This window comes from Streptomyces sp. NPDC048185, from assembly GCF_043202495.1.
Classification (GTDB): Bacteria; Actinomycetota; Actinomycetes; order Streptomycetales; family Streptomycetaceae; genus Streptomyces.
In genome coordinates, this window is the sequence record NZ_JBIDAN010000005.1 from 351,165 (window position 1) to 374,608 (window position 23,444).

20 protein-coding genes are annotated in these 23,444 nt (G+C 72.7%); 6 read left to right on the plus strand and 14 right to left on the minus strand.

The window, feature by feature from the left end:
- Window positions 1-23 precede the first annotated feature (23 nt).
- Window positions 24-626 carry an HD domain-containing protein gene (locus ACGF3H_RS17700; protein WP_362493508.1) on the minus strand — a complete coding sequence of 201 codons (603 nt, stop codon included), beginning with the start codon at window positions 624-626 and terminating at the stop codon, window positions 24-26.
- Window positions 627-754: 128 nt separating this feature from the next.
- Here ACGF3H_RS17700 and ACGF3H_RS17705 point away from each other — a divergent pair, with 128 nt between their 5' ends.
- The gene (locus ACGF3H_RS17705; protein WP_362493506.1) at window positions 755-2,926 is read left to right on the plus strand and encodes a hypothetical protein; all 2,172 of its coding nucleotides are present in this window, start codon (window positions 755-757) and stop codon (window positions 2,924-2,926) included.
- Between the two features lie 167 nt (window positions 2,927-3,093).
- Here ACGF3H_RS17705 and ACGF3H_RS17710 read toward each other — a convergent pair whose 3' ends face one another.
- The 3 genes from ACGF3H_RS17710 to ACGF3H_RS17720 form a co-directional block, all read right to left on the minus strand.
- Window positions 3,094-3,660 carry a dihydrofolate reductase family protein gene (locus ACGF3H_RS17710; protein ID WP_362493503.1) on the minus strand — a complete coding sequence of 189 codons (567 nt, stop codon included), beginning with the start codon at window positions 3,658-3,660 and terminating at the stop codon, window positions 3,094-3,096.
- 219 nt (window positions 3,661-3,879) lie between these two features.
- Window positions 3,880-5,532, minus strand: a complete 1,653-nt coding sequence (locus ACGF3H_RS17715) for an amidohydrolase (protein WP_362493501.1) — start codon at window positions 5,530-5,532, stop codon at window positions 3,880-3,882.
- A 105-nt stretch (window positions 5,533-5,637) separates the two neighbouring features.
- Complete coding sequence (locus tag ACGF3H_RS17720) at window positions 5,638-7,059, minus strand: APC family permease (RefSeq protein WP_362493498.1); 1,422 nt, start codon at window positions 7,057-7,059, stop codon at window positions 5,638-5,640.
- 256 nt (window positions 7,060-7,315) lie between these two features.
- On the opposite strand from ACGF3H_RS17720, the gene ACGF3H_RS17725 reads away from it, so the two are divergent.
- On the plus strand, window positions 7,316-7,879 hold the full coding sequence (locus ACGF3H_RS17725) for a TetR/AcrR family transcriptional regulator (RefSeq protein WP_362493691.1): 564 nt from the start codon (window positions 7,316-7,318) through the stop codon (window positions 7,877-7,879).
- 87 nt (window positions 7,880-7,966) lie between these two features.
- On the opposite strand, the gene ACGF3H_RS17730 is transcribed toward ACGF3H_RS17725, so the two are convergent.
- From ACGF3H_RS17730 to ACGF3H_RS17745, 4 genes are read right to left on the minus strand one after another with little or no spacing between them, the layout of a single operon-like run.
- A complete protein-coding gene (locus ACGF3H_RS17730) occupies window positions 7,967-8,968 on the minus strand; it encodes a GNAT family N-acetyltransferase (protein WP_362493496.1) in 1,002 nt (333 codons plus the stop codon).
- The gene (locus ACGF3H_RS17735; protein ID WP_362493493.1) at window positions 8,965-10,218 is read right to left on the minus strand and encodes an MFS transporter; all 1,254 of its coding nucleotides are present in this window, start codon (window positions 10,216-10,218) and stop codon (window positions 8,965-8,967) included. The genes ACGF3H_RS17730 and ACGF3H_RS17735 overlap by 4 nt, the downstream gene beginning before the upstream one ends.
- A complete protein-coding gene (locus ACGF3H_RS17740; RefSeq protein ID WP_362493491.1) occupies window positions 10,215-11,465 on the minus strand; it encodes an ATP-grasp domain-containing protein in 1,251 nt (416 codons plus the stop codon). Before ACGF3H_RS17740 ends, ACGF3H_RS17735 begins: the two co-directional genes overlap by 4 nt.
- A 4-nt stretch (window positions 11,466-11,469) precedes the next feature.
- A complete protein-coding gene (locus tag ACGF3H_RS17745; protein WP_362493488.1) occupies window positions 11,470-12,723 on the minus strand; it encodes an ATP-grasp domain-containing protein in 1,254 nt (417 codons plus the stop codon).
- 215 nt (window positions 12,724-12,938) lie between these two features.
- Between ACGF3H_RS17745 and ACGF3H_RS17750 the strand changes: the two genes are divergently transcribed.
- Window positions 12,939-14,378 carry a radical SAM protein gene (locus ACGF3H_RS17750; protein WP_362493486.1) on the plus strand — a complete coding sequence of 480 codons (1,440 nt, stop codon included), beginning with the start codon at window positions 12,939-12,941 and terminating at the stop codon, window positions 14,376-14,378.
- On the plus strand, window positions 14,375-15,430 hold the full coding sequence (locus ACGF3H_RS17755) for a DUF1152 domain-containing protein (protein ID WP_362493484.1): 1,056 nt from the start codon (window positions 14,375-14,377) through the stop codon (window positions 15,428-15,430). The genes ACGF3H_RS17750 and ACGF3H_RS17755 overlap by 4 nt, the downstream gene beginning before the upstream one ends.
- Before the next feature lie 84 nt (window positions 15,431-15,514).
- Here ACGF3H_RS17755 and ACGF3H_RS17760 read toward each other — a convergent pair whose 3' ends face one another.
- Window positions 15,515-16,429, minus strand: a complete 915-nt coding sequence (locus tag ACGF3H_RS17760; protein ID WP_362493482.1) for a YceI family protein — start codon at window positions 16,427-16,429, stop codon at window positions 15,515-15,517.
- Window positions 16,430-16,777: 348 nt separating this feature from the next.
- Here ACGF3H_RS17760 and ACGF3H_RS17765 point away from each other — a divergent pair, with 348 nt between their 5' ends.
- Both ACGF3H_RS17765 and ACGF3H_RS17770 read left to right on the plus strand, forming a co-directional pair.
- Window positions 16,778-18,157, plus strand: coding sequence for an APC family permease (locus ACGF3H_RS17765; RefSeq protein WP_362493479.1), 1,380 nt, complete (start codon window positions 16,778-16,780; stop codon window positions 18,155-18,157).
- A gap of 166 nt (window positions 18,158-18,323) precedes the next feature.
- Window positions 18,324-18,872, plus strand: a complete 549-nt coding sequence (locus tag ACGF3H_RS17770; protein ID WP_362493477.1) for a YceI family protein — start codon at window positions 18,324-18,326, stop codon at window positions 18,870-18,872.
- A gap of 41 nt (window positions 18,873-18,913) precedes the next feature.
- On the opposite strand, the gene ACGF3H_RS17775 is transcribed toward ACGF3H_RS17770, so the two are convergent.
- Genes ACGF3H_RS17775 through ACGF3H_RS17795 form a run of 5 tightly spaced genes read right to left on the minus strand, consistent with a single transcriptional unit; the run spans window position 18,914 to window position 23,325 of the window.
- Window positions 18,914-19,486: a hypothetical protein gene (locus ACGF3H_RS17775; protein WP_362493474.1), complete on the minus strand. Its 573-nt coding sequence runs from the start codon at window positions 19,484-19,486 to the stop codon at window positions 18,914-18,916.
- Window positions 19,483-20,823: a DUF58 domain-containing protein gene (locus tag ACGF3H_RS17780; protein ID WP_393816501.1), complete on the minus strand. Its 1,341-nt coding sequence runs from the start codon at window positions 20,821-20,823 to the stop codon at window positions 19,483-19,485. The genes ACGF3H_RS17775 and ACGF3H_RS17780 overlap by 4 nt, the downstream gene beginning before the upstream one ends.
- Window positions 20,820-21,818: a MoxR family ATPase gene (locus tag ACGF3H_RS17785; protein ID WP_362493472.1), complete on the minus strand. Its 999-nt coding sequence runs from the start codon at window positions 21,816-21,818 to the stop codon at window positions 20,820-20,822. Before ACGF3H_RS17785 ends, ACGF3H_RS17780 begins: the two co-directional genes overlap by 4 nt.
- Entirely contained in the window at window positions 21,815-22,390 is a 576-nt protein-coding gene (locus ACGF3H_RS17790) for a hypothetical protein (RefSeq protein WP_362493469.1), read from the minus strand. The genes ACGF3H_RS17785 and ACGF3H_RS17790 overlap by 4 nt, the downstream gene beginning before the upstream one ends.
- Window positions 22,387-23,325 carry a DUF4129 domain-containing protein gene (locus ACGF3H_RS17795; RefSeq protein ID WP_362493467.1) on the minus strand — a complete coding sequence of 313 codons (939 nt, stop codon included), beginning with the start codon at window positions 23,323-23,325 and terminating at the stop codon, window positions 22,387-22,389. Before ACGF3H_RS17795 ends, ACGF3H_RS17790 begins: the two co-directional genes overlap by 4 nt.
- Window positions 23,326-23,444: the final 119 nt, after the last annotated feature.

Consider the following 23,444-nt stretch of genomic DNA (forward strand, 5'->3'; position numbering starts at 1 on the left):
GGCCCGGGAGGAGTGGACGGCGGTCACCGCCGGCCGGACATGTCACCGTCCGGCACCGGCACGGTCAGGTCGGGGTCACCGAACTCCGCACGCAGCGCCTGGAAGGCGGTGACCTTCTGCTCACCGAAGCGGCGCACGTGGGAGGCGTACTCGTCGGGGGTCAGGAACGCCGAGGGCCTGGACTTGCTGTGGAACTTGTCCGCGTACATGACGAGGCGTTCCTCGTCCGTCACGGCCACGTAGTCGGCGACGGGCAGGGGGAGGCCCTGGCTCACGACGTCCTCCTTCGTGACTCCCACTCCCGTGTGGTGGGAGCAGAAGCGGCGCAGCGTCTCCGGGAAGCCCTCGTTCTCCAGGATCTCGTGACCGAGCAGCCCGTGCCGGATGTAGTTGCCGTGGTCCAGCCGCCCTTCGGCCCCGTAGAGACGGTAGACGCCGATGTCGTGCAACAGGCAACCCGCACGGACCAGTTCCGCGTCGACGTGGCCGAGATGCGGTGCGGCGAGCAGCCGTTCGGCGATGCCCCAGACGATCTCGCAGTGGGTGTGCACGAGGTCGAACGCCTCGGCGTTCGGCGCGTACTTCTCGTGCAGCGCACGGATCTCTTCGGTTCCCGGAATCCTCACCCGGGGAGCGTAACAACGGCCGGGCGGGAGGCAGGCCGGCGCCTGTGACGACGGTCGGGCTCGGGGTCCTCACGGCGCGCGCCGAAACTCCTGTGCGCCGGTTCGGACAACTCTGCGATCATCCCCGAATGGCGCACGGACTCGAATCACTGGTCATCCGGCACACCCACCGCGTTCCCCTCCCCGGCGGCTCCGCCGGGGAGGGCGCCACCGCTGCGCGGCAGTTCGACGCGGCGCTGACCTCCGTGGGCTTCAAGCTCTCGGCGGAGCTGCTGGAGCGGTTGTCCGGCCTGTCCGGGGCCGCGGTCGTGCACACCGCCAGGCGGACGCTGCGCGCCGTGAGCGAGATGGTGGGGGACCACGTCCGGCACAACTCGTACTTCATCGACTTCCCGTCGAACGTGCCGGACACCGAAGAGTTCTGGATGCGGTGCGTGGTGAAGGCGCTCGGTGACGACACGGCGCGGGAGAGTGTGCTGACCCAGTCGGCGAACGGCGTGCTGGACCTGCTCAGCCTGCCCGCGTACGGCCGCTACCAGCACACCTACGAGCAGCTGCTCGCAGCACAGGACGAGCTGATCGCCTCGGCGGGCGACCGGGTGACCGTCCTGCACCTCGGGCGGGACCTGGACGACGAAATCACTGACCTGTACCTGGCCCTGGCAGGCAGCACGACGCCACTGGGCGAGGACCACCTCAGCGACCTCAAGACCCTCGCCCACCGGTGTGCGCTCGGACCGCAGCCGGAGTCGATCCCGGTCAGGGAGAACCGGGCAGTCGTCAACGAGGCGCGGCTCATGGCCGGCGCGGACCTCCTGCTGGACACCGTCACCGATGTGCTGCGGCTCGCCTGCGCGCTGTCGGGCGGCGACGTGACGCTGCAGGAGCCGACCCGCTTCCGGTCCCTGCCGCGGCCGGTCCGCCGCGCACTGCTCGCGGGCCTCGACGCCGTGGTCGCGGCCAGCCCCGCCAAACTGACCGACGTGCACGCGCACCGCGAGCCCTTCAAGCGGCTCGGTGAGCGCCTCCACCCGCACGAGTATCCGCGCTGGCCGCACGCGGCCGACGTGTTCGCTGTGGCGCGGGGGGAGAAGGAGGCACGGTCCATGGACAGCCGGGTCGAGGAGCTGCTCGACGCGTCCGACATACCCGGCGCGGTGCGGCTGCTGGAGTCCGCGCCCGGCAAGCTGTTCCGCGCCCTGGACCACCTGCTGCGCACCGCCGCCGGCCAGGAGGAGCGGGAGGAGGTGGTTGCCGCCGCGGTGCGGGTCGCTCCCGAGGTCTCCGGCCGCGTCGTGCTGTCGGTCCGCGAGCACCTCCGGAACCGCGTGCGGGAGAACGGCGGGCCCCGGGTCTTCGTCAACCGCCGCGGCCGCGGATGGGTCGCCCCGGACGACCGGCCACCGGTACCCGCCGCCGATCGCGAGCGCCTGATCGCCGCCCTCGACGCCGACATACGCCGCAGACTCCCGGCACCGGGCCGGCTGCTGCTCGACCGCGATGTCCTCGACGTGGCCCTCCCGCTCAGCGGCCGGGCGGCCGCGGCCGGGCTCGGCGTGCTGCCGCGGGGATCGGCCTCGGCGGTCGACGGCGAACGGCTGCGCTTCTTCGTGTACTGGAAGGAGACCGGGAAGCGGACCGACTACGACCTCTCGGCGATGCTTCTCCACACCGACTACAGCATGGACTCCTGGCTCTCCTACACCTCCCTCAAGACCGTCGCGGGTGTGCACTCGGGTGATGTCACCGAGGCGCCCGACGGGGCCTCGGAGTTCATCGAGCTGTCTCTGGACCGGGTACGCAGCACCTTCATCGTTCCGCAGGTCGACATCTACGCCGGCGAGGGCTTCGACGAGGTCGAGGAGTCGTTCTTCGGTTTCATGCTGCGCGACGGCGAGCAGAAGGGCCGGCCGTTCGAGCCGCGCACGGTACGGACGAAGTCGGACCTGCGCGGCACGGGCCGGGTGGCACTGCCGCTGGTGTTCCGGCGCGAGGAAGACGGCCGGTGGCGCGCGAAGTGGCTGCACCTGTATCTGAGAGGCATCTCCTCCGCCAACCGGGTCGAGGAGAACCAGATATCGGTGTCCAAGGTGGTGCGCGCCATCGTGGAACGCGAGTACCTGACGGTGCGGTACCTGGTCGACCTGATGTCCGACGGCACCACGGCCGTGGACCTGTGGGACGGCACCGCGGTCCCGGACGAGCCCGTGACGTACATCGGTCTCGAACGTCCTGAAGGGCTGCATCCGCACTCCCGGGTCGTCACGCTCGAAAATCTGCGCGACCTGATCCCGGACTGAGTGCTAGCGTTGCCCTGGGCAAGGCCATGAAGGGGCTTCCTTCTCCACTCCTTTTGAAACAAGTTCCTTCGCTTTCCTTGCCTTCGACGTCGCTCCGGGCGGCGCCCGCGCGGTGAGCGCGGGCGCCGCCCGGACGCTTGAGGGCGGAGCGTGCCGGGTGCGGCTGGTCAGCGCCTCGTCTCGTACCTGGTCAGGACCACGCCGCCGGGGAACGTCCGGGTCTCCACCAGGTTCAGGTTCACCCAGCCGTCCAGGGCGGTGAAGAACGGCGTGCCGCCGCCCACCAGGACCGGATGGGTGGCGATCGCGTACTCGTCGATCAGCCCGGCGCGCATGGCCGCCCCGGCCAGCGTCGCGCCGCCGATGCTCATCGGTCCGCCGTCCTCCGCCTTGAGCCGGCTGATCTCCGCGATCGCGTCGCCGGTGACCAGGCGGGTGTTCCAGTCGACCTTGTCGATCGTCGAGGAGAACACCACCTTCGGCGTGTCGCGCCAGTTCCGCGCGAACTCGATCTCCGCCGGGGTGGCGTCGGGCCGCTGATCGCCGGTCGGCCAGTAGGAGCTCATCGTCTCCCACAGCTTGCGCCCGTACAGCGTCAGGCCACTCGCCTGCTCGAGGCCGAGCCACCACTGGAACAGCTCGGGGCTCGGCGGTCCGCTCCACCCGATGTCGTCGCCGGCCGCGGCGATGTAACCGTCCAGGGTCAGGTTCATGCCGTAGATCAGTTTCCGCATGGCGCCCAGCCTTCCGTCCGTGGATGTCCGACGTACGGACCGGCGCGGCGCGGGAAACTCATCGGTGCGCGGGCCACGCGCGGGCCGCGTGAGCCGCCGGGCGTCCCGCGCCACGGCCCGCCGCACGCCGAGCGCACCAGACCTTGGTGTCGTGCCCAGATTCCCATGGAGAGCAGCACGCACCCGGGAGGCGGCGCGCACGGCGGGCCGGGACCACGCTCACGCCGATGCGCGGTGGACCACCTGCCCGCCCACCATGACGAGGTCGCACACGGTCCCGGGAATGGCGGCGGGGTCGACCGTGAGCACGTCACGGGAGAGGACGACCAGATCGGCGAACTTGCCGGCCGTCAGCGAACCCCGCTCGTCCTCGAGGAAGTTCGCGTACGCCGATCCCATCGTGTAGGCGTGCACGGCTGTCTCGATGTCCACCGTCTCCTCCGGGATCCACGCCTCGCCTCCGTTCAGCGGCTGGCGGGTCACCGCCGTGTACAGACCCACCATGGGGTCCATCTCGGCGACGTTCCAGTCGCTGGAGAAGGCCAGTGTCGCCCCGGCCCGCTGCAGGCTGCGCATGGGCCACGCCTTGTGCCACCTTCCCGCACCGACGTTCCGCGCCCAGTCCTGTCCGGGACCGGCGATCTCGGGAGCGCAGTGGCGTGGCTGCATGCAGGCCACGACCCCGAGTTCGGCGAAGCGCGGCACGTCCGCCGGGTCGCAGCATTCCACGTGGACCACTTGGTGGCGGGCGTCACGGGGGCCGTTCGTGCCGCGGGCCCGGGCGACCGCGTCCAGCACGGTACGGATGCCCCGGTCACCGGTGGCGTGCACGAAGCACTGGAAGCCGCGTGCGTCCAGCCGGGACAGCAGCCCGGCGAACTCCTCGGGCGGGTAGAAGGTGTCGCCACGGTGCTTGCAGCCCGTGTACGGCTCCAGCAGCGCGGCCGTGCGCGGCTCGACCACGTCGTCGATGTACAGCTTGAGCGGCCCCACCCGCATCCACTCGTCGTCGAACCGGCGTGCGGCCTCGGCGAATTCGTCCAGGTCGGCGTCTGTCGTGCCCCGGGGGTGGAACAGTGCCGCCACCAGCCGCGAGCGCAGGTGCCCCTCCTTGCGCGCCCGTACGAACAACTCCAGGTCGTCCAGTGAGTTCTGCGGTTCGACGACGGTCGTGATGCCGTAGCGGACCGCGTCCTCCAAGCTGCGCAGCAGCCGTCCGTACTGGCGCTCGGGGGAGGCCCAGGGCACGCCGAGCGCGCGCAGCGCCCGATGACCCTCGCGGGACAGTCCGCGCACGGCGAAGTCCCGGACGAAACCGGTGGGGTCGCCGCTGCCCGGGTCCTTCTCGGGCACACCGAACGGCAGCGCGCCGCTGTCGCGTGTGACGCCGAGCCTGCCCAGCGCGGCACTGTTGAGCCACATGGTGTGCACGTCGTAGCTGAGCACGAAGGCGGGCGTGTCGCCGGTGAGCCGGTCGAGGTCCCGCGCACGGGGCATCCGGCCGTCGGGAAGCACCGAGTAGTCGAACCCCTCCGCCTCGATCCACTCCGCGCCCGGGTGCTGCTCGCGCCAGGCCGTGATCCGGGCGGCGACCTCCGCGAGCGAGCGGGCCCCGGCCAGTTGCACACACTCCTCGTCCGAGCCCAGCCGGACGTGGTTGTGCGCGTCCACGAAGCCCGGCAGGACCCGCCGCCCGCCCGCGTCGATCACCTCGGTCCCGGAACCGGTCCACAGCGCGGCCTCGGCGTCGGAGCCCAGCCAGGCGATCCGGCCGTCCCGCACGGCGAGGGCCTCGGCCGAGGGCAGGGCCGGGTCCACGGTGTGGATGCGGGCGTTGCGCAGAACCAGGTCGGCGGGGGAGGGGAGGGTCATGATCTGTTCTCCAGTCGGTGCGGCGTGGTGCGGGTCGCCCGGGGCGGTGGCCTGCCCGGAGCGGGGCGGGGCGGGGCGTGGCGGGGTGAACGGTGTCGGCCGGTGTCAGTCGTCGCCGTCCGGGGCGGCCACGCGCCAGCGGTCGTGCGGATGCCGGCGCAGGTACAGGACGTAGTAGAGGACCGCTGCCGCGACGACCCCGCCGGCGATGGCGAGGTCACGTCCGGCCTGCTGGTACAGGACGTATCCGACCGAGGCGAGCACCACGACGGGGGCCAGGGGCCACAGGGGCATCCGCCAGGCCGGACGGTCGCGCAGCGGTGCCCGGCGGGCGGCCAGCGCGGCCAGGGCGAGCAGTACGTAGACGACGGCGAGGATCGCGCCGGTGGCCTCGTACAGCGTCGACAGGTCGGCGAAGCAGGCCAGCGCCGCCCCGGGAAGGCTGATGACCAGCGTCGCGACCCAGGGCGAGCCGAAACGGTGGTGCAGCCGGGTCAGCGCTTCGTTGACCGGTTCCGGCCAGGCCCGGTCCCGGCCCGAGGCGTACACGACCCGGGCGTTCTGCAACACCATCACCAGAACGGCGTTGAGGATGGCCAGTGCCACGCACAGGTCGATGACGGTGGCCGTGGTGTCGCCCGCCCAGCCGCGCACCAGGCCGGAGAAGGTGGCCGTGGACAACGCGTCCGTCGACGCGGTTCCCAGCACCGCCGCGACCGCGGGTACGACGATGACCGCGGCGCCGATGAACAACGACCAGAACACGGTGCGCGCCACGTTGCGACGGGGCTGCCGTATCTCCTCCGCGAGGTAGGAGGCGGTGCCGAAGCCGTTGACGACGAACATGGCGGCGGCGAGCCCGGAGACCAGGAGGCCCGTGGTGAACGCCGGCTGTCCGGCCGTGGCCTGGGACACCTCGGGGTGCACGAGCACCGACGGGGAACGCTGGGCGTGTGCCAGGCCGAGGACGGCCACCACGGCGGCGGCCACCACTTCGAGCACCAGGAAGGCTCCGGTGACCAGAGCGTTCGACCTGACGTCCAGCACGGCCGTCGCGATCGCCACGAGCATGACGGCACAGCCGGCCACCCGCGGGTCCACCTGCACGAGGTCGGCGAGGTAGTCGGCCGTGCCCAGAGCGATCACCGGGGGGATGACCACGAGCATCGCGATGGTCATCGCGAAGGTCACCCATCCGAGGAACCGTCCCAGCAGTGCGTCGACCATGGCGTACTCACCGCCGGCACTCGGTGTGAGGGTGCCCAGTTCGGCGTAGCACGCGCCCACCGCGATCGAGATGACGATCCCCACCACGATGGTCAGCGGAGCGCCTGTGCCCTGCCCGGCGAACAGCTCCGGGACGAGGATGAACAGGGACGAGGCGGGTGTGATGCAGGACAGCGTGAGCAGAACGGCGCCGACGGGGCCGAGGAGCCGCGCGAGGCCGGCGGGCGCCGGGGATCCGCCGGACGGTGCGGGCGTCGGTGGGGAAGTGCCGTGCGGTGTGCCGGCAGGTGTGTGCGTCATGGAGGTGTGCGTCCCCGGGGATCGGGCGGCTGGCCGCGGGCGGAGGGAGCGGGGGGCGTCTTCCTTGAACGCGGTTCAAGGAAGTTTGAACGTCATACAAGATGTGGAAGACGGTGGCGCCCTGTCAAGAGCCGGGCCGGGATCCGCCAGTTTTTTTGATCGGCATTCAAATGCGTCGGTGCACGTCGCTACACTGATCGCCGTGACGGCGTCAGAGGCACGACGGAGACGGGGCGGGGCCATCGCCCGTGAGCGCATGCTCGAGGAGGCGATGCGCGCCATCGCGCAGCACGGCCTGGCCGACCTCACCATGTCCGCGCTCGCGGAACGCCTGGGCACCTCCGGCGGGCACATCTTGTACTACTTCGGCAGCAAGGACCGGCTGCTCCTCGAAGCGCTGCGCTGGAGCGAGGACCGGCTGACCGCAGAGCGCCGCGCCCTGTTGTCGAGGCGTACCACCGTTCCCCGCCGCCTGGACGCCTTCCTCGAGCTCTACCTGCCCGAGGGCCCCCGTGACTCCCGCTGGATGCTGTGGGTCGAACTGTGGGCGCGCGCCGCGGGCAACGGCGAACTGACGAAGGCGCAGGAGGAGATCGACCTGGCCTGGCAGGCAGACCTGGAGCTGCTGCTGGCCCGAGGGGTGCGCCAGGGGCGCCTGGAGCTGCCGGAGGAAGAGGTTCCGGCGGCCGCCGACGAACTCCTCGCCCTCCTCGACGGACTCAGCACCCGGGTCGTCCTGGGACTGCGCGGTGCCACCCGGGAAGGGGCCCTGCGCACCGCACGCCGCGCCGCCCGGCACACCGTCCGCCCCGTCGGCTGACGCCAGGCCCTGCCGGTCCGGTGCGGTTCGAGCGGGCCCGCGTCGGCGGCCCCTCACCCGACTCGCGCATCCTCGCCGGCCCCTCGGCTACCGGTCGGCCAGCGCCCACAGGCCGGACACCGTGGCCCCCCGTCGGCGCTTGGCCTCGATGGCCGTCATGCCCGCGTGCAGGGCGGTCGTGCCGTGGGCGTAGGCCTCTTCGGCGGGCAGGTAGTACATGAGGTTGAAGTACAGGTGCGGGGCGGGGTGCCGCCGGTCGACGGCCACCGCGCGGATCCACGTCGTCGACCCGTAGTGGTAGTACAGGCAGAACCCGGTCATCCGCCGCCCGTCGTAGGCGGCCACCACACGCGCCTCGTCGCCCATCGCCGCCGCCTGCCGCGCCAGGAGCCCGGTCATCGCGTCGACGCCGTCCCGCTCGTGCCCGTGGTCCCGCTGGTGGCCGGCGAGCAGGGCCCCGGCGTCCTCCAGGCAGTCCGTGAGCGCCTCGTGGCGTACGTCCAGGCCGGCCGCCGCGAAGGCACGGCGTTCGCGGCGTATGCCGGCACGGCGCCGGGACGGCAGGGAGGCGATGTAGTCGTCGACACCCGCGCCGGGCAACGGGATGACGGCGTCGTCCTCCAGGTGGAGAGGGCGTCCCGGATAGAGGGGGGCGAGCCGGGCGGCGGCGGGTGCGGTGAGGTACGGCCACCAGTGCGTGGTGCCGTGCCGGCCGGCGAAGCGGCGTGCGGCATCGCGCAACAGCAGCAGGCAGGCGTCCCGCCGTGCGCTGTCGAGGCCGTGAGCGGTGAGCGGGGCGTTGTGGTAGCCGCGCCGTGCTCCGGCGATCACACGGGGCCGCAGCCGGGCGGGCAGTACGGTGCCGGGCCGGTAGAAGTCGTTCGGCTCGTTCCGCACCAGACAGAGGGGCGCGGCGGCGAGCAGGGTGCCCGCGCGGTCCCGGACCAGGGCGTACGCGCGCGCGGCGGTGGGGTCGTCCTCCTCGCCGGCCAGCCACCGGTGGGAGAGGTAGAGGCCGGCCGGGCGGGCGAGGGGTTCCCACTCGGCGGCGGGAACGGCGCGGACGGAATCGACGAAACTCAGGATCAACGGGGTTTCCTCCGGCGGTGACGGTTGGGGGACCTCAGGGCCGGCGCGGCGAGGGCGGCGACCAGGCAGGCGGCGGCCTCGCCGCCCCACGGCAGGAGCGGCCCGGCTTCCAGCAGCAGGGTGAACACGGCGGGGGCCGCGACCATGCCGACGGCCCACGAGAACTGGTACAGCCCCTGCGTGAAGCCCCCGGCCGCTCCGGGAGTGAGGCTCACGGACAGTTCGCTCAACGCCGGTCCGAGGAGGATCTCCGCGACGCTGAACAGCACCATCGCGACCAGGAGGGCCACCCAGGCGGTGAAAGCGAGGCGGGGCAGCGCGGGCAGGGCGAAGGCGCCCATCCCCACCGTCATGACCAGGTACCCGGCCGCCACGGCGCGGCGGGGCACCTCCGGCGCCACGTGCGCGGTGACCACGGTCGACAGCGCCGAGACGATGACGGTGTTGACGACGAACAGGGCGCTCGCCGCCGACGCGGGAAGCCCCAGGGAGCGGGTGGTGTACACGGCGACCAGCACGGACAGCATCGCCTGCGCGAGGACGTAGGGGATGTTCACGGCCACGAGGACCAGGTAGCGGCGCGTGTCGTCCGCCCCGGTCACTCCAGTGGCCGGTGCCGTCCGCTGCGCCGGCGGGGGAGTGGTGGGGACGGCGGCGAAGCAGAGGGCGGCCAGCAGGTAGGTCGCGGCGTCGACCGCGATCATCCACCGCAGGGAGCCCTGCCCGAACACCGTCAACGCCCCCGCCGCGGCGGCGGCCCCCGCGGCGAGACCGACATTGCGCAGCGAGCCGGTGAACGCGAACCACGCACGGCGTTCCCCGGGCTCCGTGACGTGGGTGATCAGGGTGCGCTGCGCGGTGAAGTACATGTTGATCCCGGCCTGCACCAGCACGTACACGCCCGCCACGTGCCACAGCTCGGCCGCGACCAGGAACAGGGCGAACCCCGCTGCGGCGACGACGTTCGCCCACACCACCACCGGTTTCGGCCCCGCCCGGTCCATGAGGCGTCCGGCGAGGAACGTGACCGGCAGGGCGATCGCCTGCCCCACCGTCGTCGCCACCCCCACCTGCGCCAGCGGCAGCCCCCGGACGTCGGTGAAGTACAGCAGCCCCAGCGGCAGGAGCATGCCGTTGCCGACGGAGTCGATCAGATTGCCGGTGACGAAGAGGCCGTGCCCCCGCAGCCCGGGCACGCCGAGGCGGTCCGCCGCACGGGGCCGGCGCCGGGCCGGCGCCGACACGCTCACGGGCACAGCAGGGAGCCGATCTTGCGCAGGACGTCGGCGCCGGGGAAGCCGGTCGTGCCGTGCAACTCCGTCAGCGCCTTCACCGTCTCCTCCTCGTCGCCTTCGGCGAGGGTGAACGCGACGATGTCGCCGCGGGAGACACCGTCGATGACCAGGTCGTGCGCGGTGACCACCGCGACGCGCCGCCGGAGCTCGGCCACCACCGCCGGAGGAACGCGGTCCTCGGCGAGGAACTCCACGGCCCACCCCGCCCGTCGGGCCGTGCCGCCGGCGACGGGCAGACCGCGGGCCATGCGGGCCAGGGAGGTGAAGGTGTTCGTGCCCGACGCCGCACACGACAGCGTGGTGGCGCCGCCGATGCGCGGGTTGATCTCCAGGACGACGAACCGGCCGCGGCTGTAGACCATGTCGACGTTGACCGATCCGCACACCCCCAGCTCCCCGCACAGGGCGACCAGGGTGCGGGCCACGTCGGCGAACGCGGCGTCCGCTTCCTCGCGGGGCCCGCACCAGCGCAGGTCGGCGAAGGTGAACACCGGCTCCGCCCCGGCGCGCCCGGTCCAGCACAGCGGCAGCACTCGGTAGGAACCGGGCCGCCCGACGATGTCCACGCTGCACAGGTCGCCCTCGACGACCTGTTCCACCACCGCCGACACCTGAGGCGGGGCCGCGAGGTAGGCGTCCAGGTCGGCGGGACCGCGGAGGGTGCGGATGCCCATGCTGGTCGAGTCCCACACCGGTTTCGACAGCAGCGGATAGCCGATCCGTTCGGCCCGCACGCGCAGGGCGTCCCGGTAGCCGGGCACCGGCAGACCGCGCCCCGCCAGCAGATCGGAGTCGGTCCGGAAGCCGTCCGGCACCCTCAGCCCGGCCTGCTCGCAGAGCCGCTTGGTCTCCCACTTGTCCACCAGCAGCATCGTCGACGCGAGCGGAGTCATGATCGTCGGGATGCCCGACGCGTCCAGGAAGGCCTTGGCCGCCGCGTCCCGCAGCGCGTTCTCGCACGGCAGCGAGATCGACACCGCGGCATCCGCTCCCCAGGCGGCGACCGCGTCGGCGAGCTCCCGCGGTGTCACCGCCCGGTCCAGCCGTTCCCGGTACCCGGGGAAGTCGTCGTCGTCCGCGGTGCCGCTGGTGTGGAAGAGCCCCGCCTCGATCCCCTCGGCGGCGAGCCCGCGTACGGCCTGCTGGATGTAGGGGTCGGCGCGCCGGACGCCGACCGACCGTAAGAACGCGATCTTCCGCATCTGTTCAGCTCACTTCCACTCGGGACCGGGCCGTCACCCGGCCGGCCAGCGTGTCTGCTCGGTCAGTCGTCTCCGCGCGGGCCACCACGTGCCCGACGCGGCAGCTCGAATCCGCCGGCTCCGGCACCGTGTCACCGGGCCGCAGGTGCAGCTCGCTGTGCGTACCGGGCAACGCGGGGATGAACACCTGCCGCAGCACCCCGCCCCGCTCGGGCAGCAGGAACCGGATCGTGGCCGCGTCCGTACGCGAGGGGACGGTGTCGGGGACCCGGCCGAGCACGGCCTGGAGACAGGCCACGGCCTCGCTCACACCCGTCGCGGCCTCGACGATCTCGCACAGGTTGTCGCCCGGCAGCCGGGCACCGGTCTCGATCACGTACGGCGTCTTCGCGCCCCGGGGGATCTTCACCTCCGTGTGCGCGATCCCGTTGCGCACACCGACGGCGAGTGCCGCCCGTGCCGCGGTGTGCTGCACCCGCCTGGCGAGCGGCGGGGCCAGACCGGAGGGGCAGGTGTGCCCGGTCTCGATCCGGTACGGGCCCTGCGTGGTGTCCTTCCTGACGACCGGCAGGGGGTAGGCCACCCCGTCCGCGACCACCGTGTCGCACGAGTACTCCTCACCGGGAACGTACTCCTGCACCAGGGCCCGCGTGTCGAGCTTCAGGCCGTGCGGGTGGGCGTGGGTGTACTGCTGGGCCTCACCGACCGCTCGCGTGAGCCGGTCGGCGGTGTCCACCACGGACACGCCCCACGAGCCGCCCTGCTCCGCGGGCTTCACCACCAGCGGCCAGCCCAGCTCGCCCGACCGCGTCACCCGGTGTGCCTCCGCCGCGTCGTGCACGACGGTCCAGCGCGGGGCGGGGATACCGGCGGCGGCGAACGCCTCCCCCATGAGGATCTTGTTCCTGGCCGCGGGCGCGAGCAGCGGGTCGTTGCCGGGCAGACCGACCCGCTGGGCGAGCAGGGCGGCGAGCGGGGTGAACAGCTCGAAGCAGGGGGCGATGCCCGAGACGGCGTGACGCCGGCAGAAGGCCTCCATGTCGTCGAGGGCCCTCGGGGTGTCCGCGAGGTCCGTCACACACACCCCTGCGAGGGCCGACCGCAGCCACGGCGGGTAGCCGTCGTGGACGTCCTCGTGCGTGGCCGCGTACAACCGCAGGCCCAGCCGCTCGGCGGCCTCGACGAGGAAGCGCCCCGCGTTGCCCATCGGCTCGATCACCAGCACTGCCGGCCCGCGCGGGCCCCCACCGATCGTCATGCGACCAGCAAAGCCGCAGGGCACGGCGGGCGACTATGGGCCTGACCGACGAAAACAACTCCCCCCACAACACGGCCGTTTGGAGTAACGACCAGTCAACTCGCCGGTAACCATTGGTCATTTGGTGCACACACCCCATGGAGCCGGTCACGCACTCCGTGGTCGGATCACCACGTCAGGTAACCCGCATCCGCGACCCGAACGGGGACTGCACCGTGACCAGCCTGCACCAGCAGCTCGCCGACCACATCGACCAGGGCGTCATACCGCCCTACCAGTACTCCTATCCGCCCCGCTCCACCTACCGGCCCCTCGAGCAGGGCAAGTGGACCGTGCACGACGTGTGGGAGAAGGACCTCGCCAACTACCAGGTCCCCGAGCTCAACCTCTATCTGCACGTCCCCTTCTGCGACCGCAAATGCGGCTTCTGCAACCTCTACACGATCATCAGCACCGACGAGGACGTCTTCGACGCCTACACCGACGCCCTCTGTACCCAGATCCGCGATCACGCCGAGATCATCCAGGCCCGTCGCCTGCGCACCATCTACATCGGCGGCGGCACCCCCGCCCTGCTCAAGCCCCGCCACTTCGAGCAGATTTTCACCACCATCGGTGCCGTCTACCCCAACTGGCGCTCCACCGTCGAGGAAGTCGCCGTCGAGGCCACGCCGTCCTCCATCGCCGACGAACCCGACGAGTTCAGGTCCCTCATCGACATGGGGCTCACGCGGGCCAACGTCGGCATCCAGTCCCTCGTGCCCCGCGAGATCCGCGAAGCCGGCCGCGGCGGCGAGGACGAGGACGTCATCCGCCGGGCCGTCCACACGGCACACGAACTCGGCCTGCCCGACCTGTCCACCGACCTGATCATGGGCTTCGCCGGGCAGACCCCCGAAACCTGGCGGCACAGCGTGGACGAGCTGGCCCGGCTGCGGCCCACCACCATCAGCACCTACTTCCTCACTGTGCGGCCGGACGCCTGGTTCTCCAAGACCGGCGCCTACCAGTACATGTGGCAGCCGGAGCTGTACGACCGCTACGACTACGCCCGCGAGGTCTTCCTCGAGCACGGCTATGTCCAGGAGGGCTCCGTGCGCTACAAGAGGCCCGGCCGAGGAGGCTACGCCCAGAAGGTGCTCACCTTCCACGGCGTCCCCCTGCTCGGGCTCGGCGTCGGCGCCCGCTCCTACACCAGCGTGCTCGACTACATGAGCGGCAGCGTGAAGCCCTCGACGGCCGAGGTCGCCGACTACATCAAGAAGGCGAAGAACCACGAACTCGCCCCCGTCACCGGCTTCGAGCTGACCGGCGAGGAGATCGTGCGCAAGCGCCTCGTGCTCGACACGTTCGACCTGGACCTGACGGAACTCGACCGCTTCGGCTACCAGCAGCATGCCGCCGAGTTCGAGGCCATCCTCGACGCGGCGGAGTCCAACGGACTCGTCCACCGCATCGGCCGCCGTGTCCAGCTGACTCCCAAGGGCTTCAAGTACCGCGACATCCTCTCCTGGATGTTCTACTCCGAGCCGGTCAAGGCACTCGACCGCGAGTACTACGAGAACCTCCACGCCGCCAACCGGCGAGCCCGCGACAACATGGGGGCGACCCCCTTACGCATCACCGGCATCGACCTGCGCGACCCGGTCGCATGACCGACCTGTACATCGCGGCGGGCGGAGGGGGCGACCCCATCGGCACCCTCGTCGCCGCCCGTACCGTCACCGTCGACCCGGCCCCGCCACTGATCGCCACGTACGCCTGGGAACGCCCCGAGGTCGACCCCACCGCCCGGCCCCTCGGGCGACGGGACTTCACCGGACTCGCCCGCGCAGCCGGCGGCACGGCCTTCACCCCCGCCACCCGGGCCCGCCCTCCGGCCGGATCCACCATGGCCGGCCTGGCCAGGGACCTGCCCGCCCAGCTGCTGCTGCTCGACCCCAACCAGGGGCTCACGGCCCTGTCGCGGCAGATCGAAGCCATGGCCGAAGCCGCCGGGGGCCGGATCCGCGTCATCGACATCGGCGGAGACATCCTCACCCACGGCGACGAACCCACCCTGCGCAGTCCGTTCGGGGACGCCTACGTCCTCGCCGCCTGCCACCTCACCGGCATCCCCACCACCGTCTACGTCGCCGGCCCCGGCCTCGACGGGGAGATCGGTGAACAGCTCCTCCTCGAACGCCTCACCGGCCGCCACCCCCTCACTCCCGGCCGGAACGCGGCATCGGCGGCCGGCCCCGCACTGGCCTGGCACCCCTCCGAGGCGTCCGCACTGTGGGCCGCCGCGATCCACGGTGCCCGGGGCACCGTCCGCACCGTCCACGACGGCATCCGGCTCACCCCGGTCTCACCGCTGCTCTACCACCTGCCGCTGCGGGACGCCGTCGGCCACAACCCGGTCGCACGAGCCCTGCTGGACGAGCGCCCGCCGACCCTGGAGGCGGCAGCCGGCCTCTCCCACCGGCTCACCGGCATCCACGGACTGGCTCCCGAACCCGACCGCGACCCCCACGAGGGCCCGCCCGCCGGGAGTGCCGCCTTCCTCGACCACGACGAGGCGATGAAGACACTCCGCGAAGCGGCCGGCGGAGCGGAGCACGTCACCCTCCGGTACGCCGCCCGCGCCCTCGACCTCCCCTGGACGGACATCCCGTTCCTGCGAGAGGTCCTCGGGTGTGACACCCCGCTGCTCCGGCTCACCTGAGCCGACCGCCACAGGGGCCGGCGCCCTCACCGGGAGCCGGCCCCTCGTCGCCCGTCACCCCGAGACCGTCTCGGGGGCGTCGCCCTACTCCGGGGGCGTGGGGGTGTCGTGGGTGCGGTACATCGCCTGCACGTCCAGCTCCAGCTGGACGGTCGGCCCGACGACCGCGATGCCGCGGGCCAGCATCGAACGCCAGTTGAGGGTGAAGTCCTCCCGGTGGAGTTCCGCCTTGGCGAGCGCCGCGCAGCGCAGTTCCTGGCCGTAGCCGCCGTTCACCGTGCCGAGGTAGGTCGTGTCGAGACCGACGGAGCGGCTGGTGCCGTGCATGGTGAGCGTGCCGTGCAGCGTCCACTTGGAGCCGCCGCGGTAGGCGAACCGGGTGCTGGTGAAGTCGATGTACGGGTAGCGCTCGACGTCCAGGAAGTCCGCGGAACGCAGGTGGTTGTCACGGGTGTTGTTGCCCGTGGTGAGACTTGCGGCGTCGATGCGTACCGAGACGTGGGAGTCGGCCATGTTCGGAGCGACGCGGATGCCGCCCTCGAAGCGGGTGAACCGGCCGTGGACGTGGGCCATGCCCACGTGCTTGGCGATGAAGCGGATCGCGGTGTGCGGGGGGTCGAACAGCCAGGTCCCGGCAGTCGGCAGTTCCAGCTGACGGGCGGACTCCAGTGCGACACGCACCGGGGGCAGTGCCACTCCCGCGGTGATGTCGATGTTCTCGCGGGCCGGCGTCAGGCCTTCGGCCACCGTCATCACGCTGTAGGAGCCGGGTGGCAGCGTGACCATGAACCAGCCGTTCGGGTCCGTGGTGCCGTGTGTCACGACGCGGTGGCTGTCCAGGGCCGTCACGGTGACCTCGGCGCCCCCCATGGGCTGTCCCACGGGGTCGACGACCTCGAACCCGATTCCGCCTGCCCCGGGCGGAAGGGGGACCGAGAGACTGGATGCGGCACCGGGCGTGCCGCGGGAACGCCGGCGTCGGAGCAGCCCGAGGGCCATGAAGTGCACCTTTCGTCACATGTGTCACCGTCGCGGCCCGCTTGCTCCGTTGCGTTCGCGGTCGTCAACAACCTCCCGGAACGGAGTCGCGGGCGTGGTGCGCCGGTTCGTTAACGATCATAAAGCCGCAGGCGCATGGAGTTTCACCCAGGGTGTTGAGCTGGGAAACACCTTCGCCGGCCTGCGTTGCGCGGCGCGCATCAGCACATCGACGAGGCGGGCCGTCCCGCCGTGTCCTATTGATTTGCAGGGCTGCTGTGGCGAAGAACACGGAGCGTGAGGCCGGTCCTGTTCGAGGAGTCGAACTCCAAGAGCGTGTTCCCGCGGGTTCGGGGGACACGAGGCGGCATGGCGACTGTCGGAAAACACCCGTCGGCGGATGTGCCGGGCCCCGCGCTCAAGCGTGCCCTGACCACCCCGCTGCTGTACTTCTTCATCCTGGGCGACGTGCTCGGCGCCGGTGTCTACGTCCTGGTGGGCCAGGTGGCCGCCGACGCCGGGGGAGCGGTGTGGGTGCCGCTCGTCGTCGCGCTGCTGCTGGCGCTGCTGACCGCCGCGTCCTACGCGGAGCTGGCGACGAAATACCCGCGGGCGGGCGGAGCGGCCCACTACACCACGCGTGCCTTCGGGCCGTTCGCCGGGTTCCTCGCGGGGTTCTGCATGCTCGCCGCCGGCATCGTCTCCGTGGCCGCGCTCGCCCGGGGCTTCGGCGGCGACTACCTGTCCGCCTTCGTGACCCTGCCGGTGGGGGCCGTCGCCGTCGTGTTCCTCGCCGTGCTCGCCCTGGTCAACGCCCGCGGCATCAAGGAGTCGACCCGCGCCAACGTCGTGGCCACCGTCATCGAGGTGGGCGGCCTGGCCGTCATCGTCGTCCTCGGCGCGTGGCTGCTGCTGCGCGGCGACGGCGACGTGGGCCGGCTCGGCCGGCTCGGCACCCCGGAGAAGGGAGCGGCGGCGGCCGTCCTGAGCGGCTCCGTGCTGGCGTACTACTCCTTCGTCGGCTTCGAGACGTCCGTGAACGTCGCCGAGGAGACCCGCGACCCACGGCGTTCCTACCCCCGCGCCCTGTTCGGCGCCCTGGCCACCGCGGGAGCCGTGTACGTCCTGGTGGGCCTCGCCGCCTCCGCGGCCGTGCCGACCGCCCGGCTCGCCGCGTCGAGCGGGCCGCTGCTCGAAGTGGTCGAGGCGGCCGGAGGAGTGCCGACGCGCCTGTTCAGCGCCATCGCGCTCGTCGCCGTCGCCAACGGCGCGCTGCTCACCGGCATCATGTCGTCCCGGCTGGCCTACGGCATGGCCCGGGACGGACTCCTGCCCGCCGCGCTGACCAAGGTGCTGCCCGGCCGCCGTACGCCCTGGGCCGCCATCGCGGCGACGACCCTGCTGGGGATGCTCCTCGCCCTCACCGGCAGCGTCGCCACCCTGGCGTCCACCCTGGTCCTGCTGCTGCTCGTGGTCTTCTTCATGGTCAACACGGCCGTGCTCGTCCTGCGCCGCGATCCGGGCGAGTCGGATCACTTCCGCACCCCGACCGCGCTGCCCGTGCTGGGTGCCGCGTCCTGCGTCGTGCTGGCCACGCAGATCGAGGCCGAGGTGTGGCTGCGCGGACTGGCGGTGGTCGCCGTCGGAGCGATGCTCGCCGCCGTCGCCGCCGTGCGACGAGCCGGGCGCGGTGACGGAGAGGGGGAGCCCGACGGCACCGGTGCCGCTCGTGCGCCCGGCATCCGGTAGCGGTTCTCGCAGGTCTCGACGACGGGACGGCCCTACGGAACATGAGGTGGTCACCGCACCTCACATTCCGGAGGGCTGTCCCGTCGTACTGCTGGGACGCACCCGCTCCCACGCACAACCGTCCGCCCGCGCGGTCCGTCGGGCACACAGCGCCAGGAGAGCAAGCATGTCGACCCCCCTCAGGCTCAGCGGGCTGACCGGTGACTACGACCTCGACACCGCCCACAGCCGCATCGGGTTCGTCGCCCGGCACACGATGGGCACCAGGGTGCGCGGGCAGTTCGACGAGTTCGAAGGCGGGGCGTATCTGGACGGCGACCACCCGACGAGATCCAGCGTACGGATCACGATGCGGGCGCAGAGCATACGGACCGGCAACCCGCGCCGCGACGACCTTCTGCGCGGCAAGTTCCTGGCCGTGGACGACCACCCCTCCATCGTCTTCACCTCGACCGAGGTGACCCAGGTCGACGGGACCCGTTTCCGGGTCGCCGGAACCCTGGCCGTCCGCGGGGTCACCGAGCCGGTCACCGTGGACGTCGAACTCACCGGCGACACGGGCGACCCGCAGGGCGGCGCGCGGGTCGGCTTCAGGGGCGGCGTCACGCTCAACCGCAACGACTGGGGTGTGAACTGGAACGCCGGGACCACTGCCCTGGTGAGCCCGAAGGTGGTGCTGGAGTTCGAGGTCACCGCGATCCGGCGACGGCCCTGACCCCGAGTCGTCGTCGCGCCGCCGCCCGGCGGGGACGCCGCCTACCTCCCTCCCCGCCATCGGACGGCCAGCACTCCGCCGCCCACCACCGCGACACCCGCGACGATCCCCGCCGCGATCAGTCGCCCCGTCCCGAAACCCGCCCCGGTCACCGGAGCCGCCGCGGCGGCCAGCACCACCCCGGCGCCCGCACAGGCCGCCAGGGCCTCTCCCCACACCCGCGCGCGCCCGCGCCCCCACCTCCACGGCCAGGTCTCGCTCGCCACCAGGTACATGACCAACAGCACCACCACCCCGGCCCGCTCCCACCAGGCCGGATCCCCGAACGCCGCGATCACTACGACACCGCACGCCAGCACGGTCGTGCGGTGCCGCGCGAGAGCGTGCGACCGGTGTGCCGACTCGAGGGCCGGCCGCCGGTCCACCGCCGGCGCGGCCCACGCCGCGACGGCGACCGCGCAGCCGAACAGCACCCCGTCCCGCCCCCCGTCCACCGTCGCCCACGGCCGCCACGCCGCCACGACGGCCGCCACCCCGAGCAGCCGCACCGGCACCGTCCTGATCCAGTACCCGGCGTACTCCCGAAGGCCGGCCCGCGTATCCAGTGCCGTCATCGCCCTCGCCCTCGACTCCCGACCCGCCCCGACAGCAACGGCGCCAACGCCACGTCCAACGACTCACCGACGACGTGCCGCAGCACCGGCACCCCGCTGTCCCGCAGGGCGAACCGCATCGCGTCCCGGTCCGCGTGCCACAGCCGCAGCCCCAACCCGCCCGCGACGTCCCCGGGCTCGACCCGCGGGTCACCGCTCGGGATCTCCACGACGACCGGCCGGCGTCCCCGCCCCTGGAGGTCCCGCAGCACCTTGAGGATCCGGGCGTCGCTCAACGGGGTGAACACGTAGACGAGCGCGCCCTCCGGCAGCGCGGGCGGCGGCACCCGCTCGAGCCCGGGCCCGTCGAACCGGCGGTCCTTGCGGACGTCGAGGACGCTCTCGACGATGCGGTAGAAGGCCGCGTCCCCGGTCCCCGGCGTCAGCCATCGCGTGGTGCCGCCGGTCGAGACGACCCCCACCCGGTCGTGGGTGCGCAGATAGGCCCGGGCGAGTCCGGCCGCGGCGCGCACCGTCTCGTCCAGGGACGACACCCCGGTCGACGGGTCGACGACGTCCCCGAACGCGTCGAGCAGCATCACCGTGTCGGCGGCCCGCTCGGCCGCGAACCGGTGCAGCTGCACGGCCCCGCGCCGCGTCGTCGACGGCCAGTGGATGCGCCGCTGCCGCTCTCCGGGCACCCACGGTCCCACCCCGACGACCTCGACGCCCTCGCCGGTCTGCAGCGAGGCGTGCTCACCGAGCCGCTGCGGCAGCCGCGCCGGAATCGGCGTGAACCGGGCCTGCGTGGCGCGCGGGAACACGGACACCTCGCCCGCCTCGACCCGCACGGTGCGGCGCACGGTCCCCCCGGCGTCGTACACGTCGAGGTCCACCGGGCCGAGCGACCAGCGCCCCCAGCGGAGCGCGGTGTGGCGCAGCGTCACCGTCGACGGGGTGACGGCGACCTCGTCCAGCCGCAGACCAGGGCCGAGCGTGACGCCGGGGTCGAGACGGGCGGCACTGCCGTCGTGGCCCACCGAGACGCGGACGGTGACGGTGTCGCCCTCGAAGCAGCGCCTCGGCGCGACGGTCACCGACGTCCCGACACGGCGGGCGTAGGCGCGCGGCAGGGCGAGCGCCAGCAGCACGAGCGGTGCCGCCGCCGGCGCGAGCAGCCACGCCCGCCCGGTCAGCAGGGCCGCGGACAGCGCGACGACGGCGACGGTCAGCAGGCGCAGCGTCCGCTCGCCCGGGCGCGGGCCGTCCGGCGGCGTGGGCGGCGGCTGCGCCGGTGAGGTGCGCCCCTCCAGGGCGCGGACCACCGCGGCACTCGGCCGCGGCGAGGGCACGGTCACGACGACAGGGCGGCCGTGCGCCGCGTCGACGGCGTGCGGACGCTGCCGACGATCTCGCGCAGCACGTCGTCCGTGGACACCTCGCGCACCCACAACTCGGGCCGCAGTGAGACCCGGTGGGCCAGGGCGGGCACCGCGAGATTCTTGACGTCCTCCGGGACGACGTAGTCCCGGCCGTCCAGCACGGCGCGGGCGCGTGCGAGCTGGACCAGGGCGAGTCCGCCGCGCGGCGAGGCGCCGATGCTGATCTGCGGATGGTCGCGGGTCGCGCCGACCAGAGCGACGGCGTACTCCAGCAGATCGTCGTCGATCTCCACCCGCTCCACGACGGCCCGCCACGCCAGGACGTCCTCCGGCCCCGCGAGCGCGTCGAGCACCGCTTCGGGCGCGGCCCGGTCGATCCTGGCCCGCAGCATCGCCAGCTCCTCCCCGGCGGACAGGTAACCCATCCGCACGCGCAGCTGGAAACGGTCGAGCTGGGCCTCCGGAAGGGAGTAAGTGCCCTCGTACTCCACCGGGTTGGCGGTCGCGATCACCAGGAACGGGTCGGCGAGCGGCCGGGTCGCGCCGTCCACGGTCACCTGGGACTCGGCCATCGCCTCCAGCAGCGCGGCCTGCGTCTTGGGCGGCGTCCGGTTGATCTCGTCGGCGAGCAGGAGGTGCGTGAAGACGGGGCCGGGGTGGAACACCATCTCGCCGGTGCGCTGGTCGTACAGCGGCGCCCCGGTGACGTCCGACGGCAGCAGGTCGGGCGTGAACTGGATGCGGCGGAAGTCCAGGCCGAGCGTGGTGGCGAAGGAACGCGCGAGGAGCGTCTTGCCGAGCCCCGGCAGGTCCTCGACGAGGACGTGTCCGCCGGCCAGCACGGCCAGCATCACGTGTTCCAGCGCGTCCGCCTTGCCGACGACGGCGCGGCCGATCTCGCGCAGTACGGCACCGGCCTGCTCGCCGACCTGCTCGGCGGTGCGGGGGTGGGGCGTGGAGGGACTCGTCACGTCGCTTCTTCCTCACGGGTACGGGGGGTACGGGAGCGGGGTGCGCCGAGCGCTTCGAGCCGGTCGACGAGGCGGCGCAGCACGTCGACGGGAATGCCGCCGTCGGGTCCGGTCCGGGGTGGCTCGGGTCCCAGCCACGGCCACAGTTCGGGGCCGATCAACTCGGCGGCGCGCTCCGGCTGCTGCTCCAGCGACACATGGTGGTGTTCCGCGAGCGCGGCGGCGTACAGGCGGCGCAGGTCCGGCCGCAGCACCGCGCGGTAGTAGAAGGCGCCGTCGGGCCCCGTGGCGGTGTCGACGTTCCGTCGCCACTCGCCCATGCCCGGCGCCCGCGTCCGCAGCAGCCGCACCTCGTCCCGCCGTCCGGGGTCGAAGGCGCTCGCCCCGGCGACGTACCGGGCGACCGTCAGCGCCGCGACGACGAGCACGGCCACGACGGCACCGGCCGCCTCGAGCCCGTCGAGCAGCAGGACGAGCAGGACACCGGATCCGGCGACCGCCCCGCCGAGCAGTCCGAGCCGGCGCAGTGGGAGCCGGTCCGGCTCGGGAGTCGCGTGGGCGTCCCGGTTCACCGCGCGGTCTCCCGGTCGTGCAGATGGGAGGCGATGTCCTCCAGGGCCGCGGCCGCGGCCTCGCGGTGCGGGGCGCCCATCGGATGCGAGGAGTAGCGGGCCTCACGGAACAATGTGGTCAGGCGCGGTGCGGCCGGGTTCGGGGCGAGGCCCGCGGTGGCGGCGCGGGTGAGCAGGTCGGCGGGACTGTCGGAGGCGTGCCGCTGCACGCCGGACGCGACGAGGGCGTCCTCCATCGCGGCGTAGCAGGCGATGACGGCCGCCCGGGCGTCACCGGCGTCGGCCAGGGCGCGCCGTCCCGACCGCACGGCGGACAGGAGCAGACGCGCGTCGTCGTCCTGTCCGGGGACACCCGCGGGAGCGGGGCGCGGAGGCACCGTCAGCCGGATCCGCCGCAGCCGCCGTACGACGGTCACCGCGACGACCACGAGCACGAGTGCGGCCAGCAGACCGAGCAGGAGGTACAGCGGCAGGGACAGGGAGTCCCCCGAGCCCCTGTGCCGCGTCGACGTGTCGCGGGCCGGCGGCAGGGAGGGGGGCGTCACGGGGGAGGGCAGGACGTCCGTCGGGGTGGGCGGTGTGCTGTCGTGCGTGAACCGGTGCAGGACCAGGGCGAGGACACCGATGACGGCCGGCCCGACGAGCAGCAGCGGCACGGCGGCCTCCCGCAGCCGCTCCTCGCCCGGCGGCAGCGGGGTGCGGCCGGCGCCGATCCGGGGGCGAAGGCGCTGGGCGGCGTGCACGACGCCTACCGTCCAGGCGACGGACAGCCCGATCGCGACGAAGCCCCAGTGGCCGAGCGGTCCCCTGCCGGAGTGCAGCAGCCCCTCGGCGGGCCGCAGTACGAGCGCGGCGGCGGCCAGTGCCCCGACGATCCCGGCGGCGACCACCGTCCCGGGCACCGTCCGGCGCCCCTCCCGCTTCCCGTGCTCCATGCCGTCCCCCGCTGGACCGTTCCCCCGAACGTCCGTTCACCGTACGCCCTGCGAGTGATCGTGACCACCGGTGGTGGGAACAGCGATGAGTTCCGGAAGGGCGCCGGGTCCGGGAATGT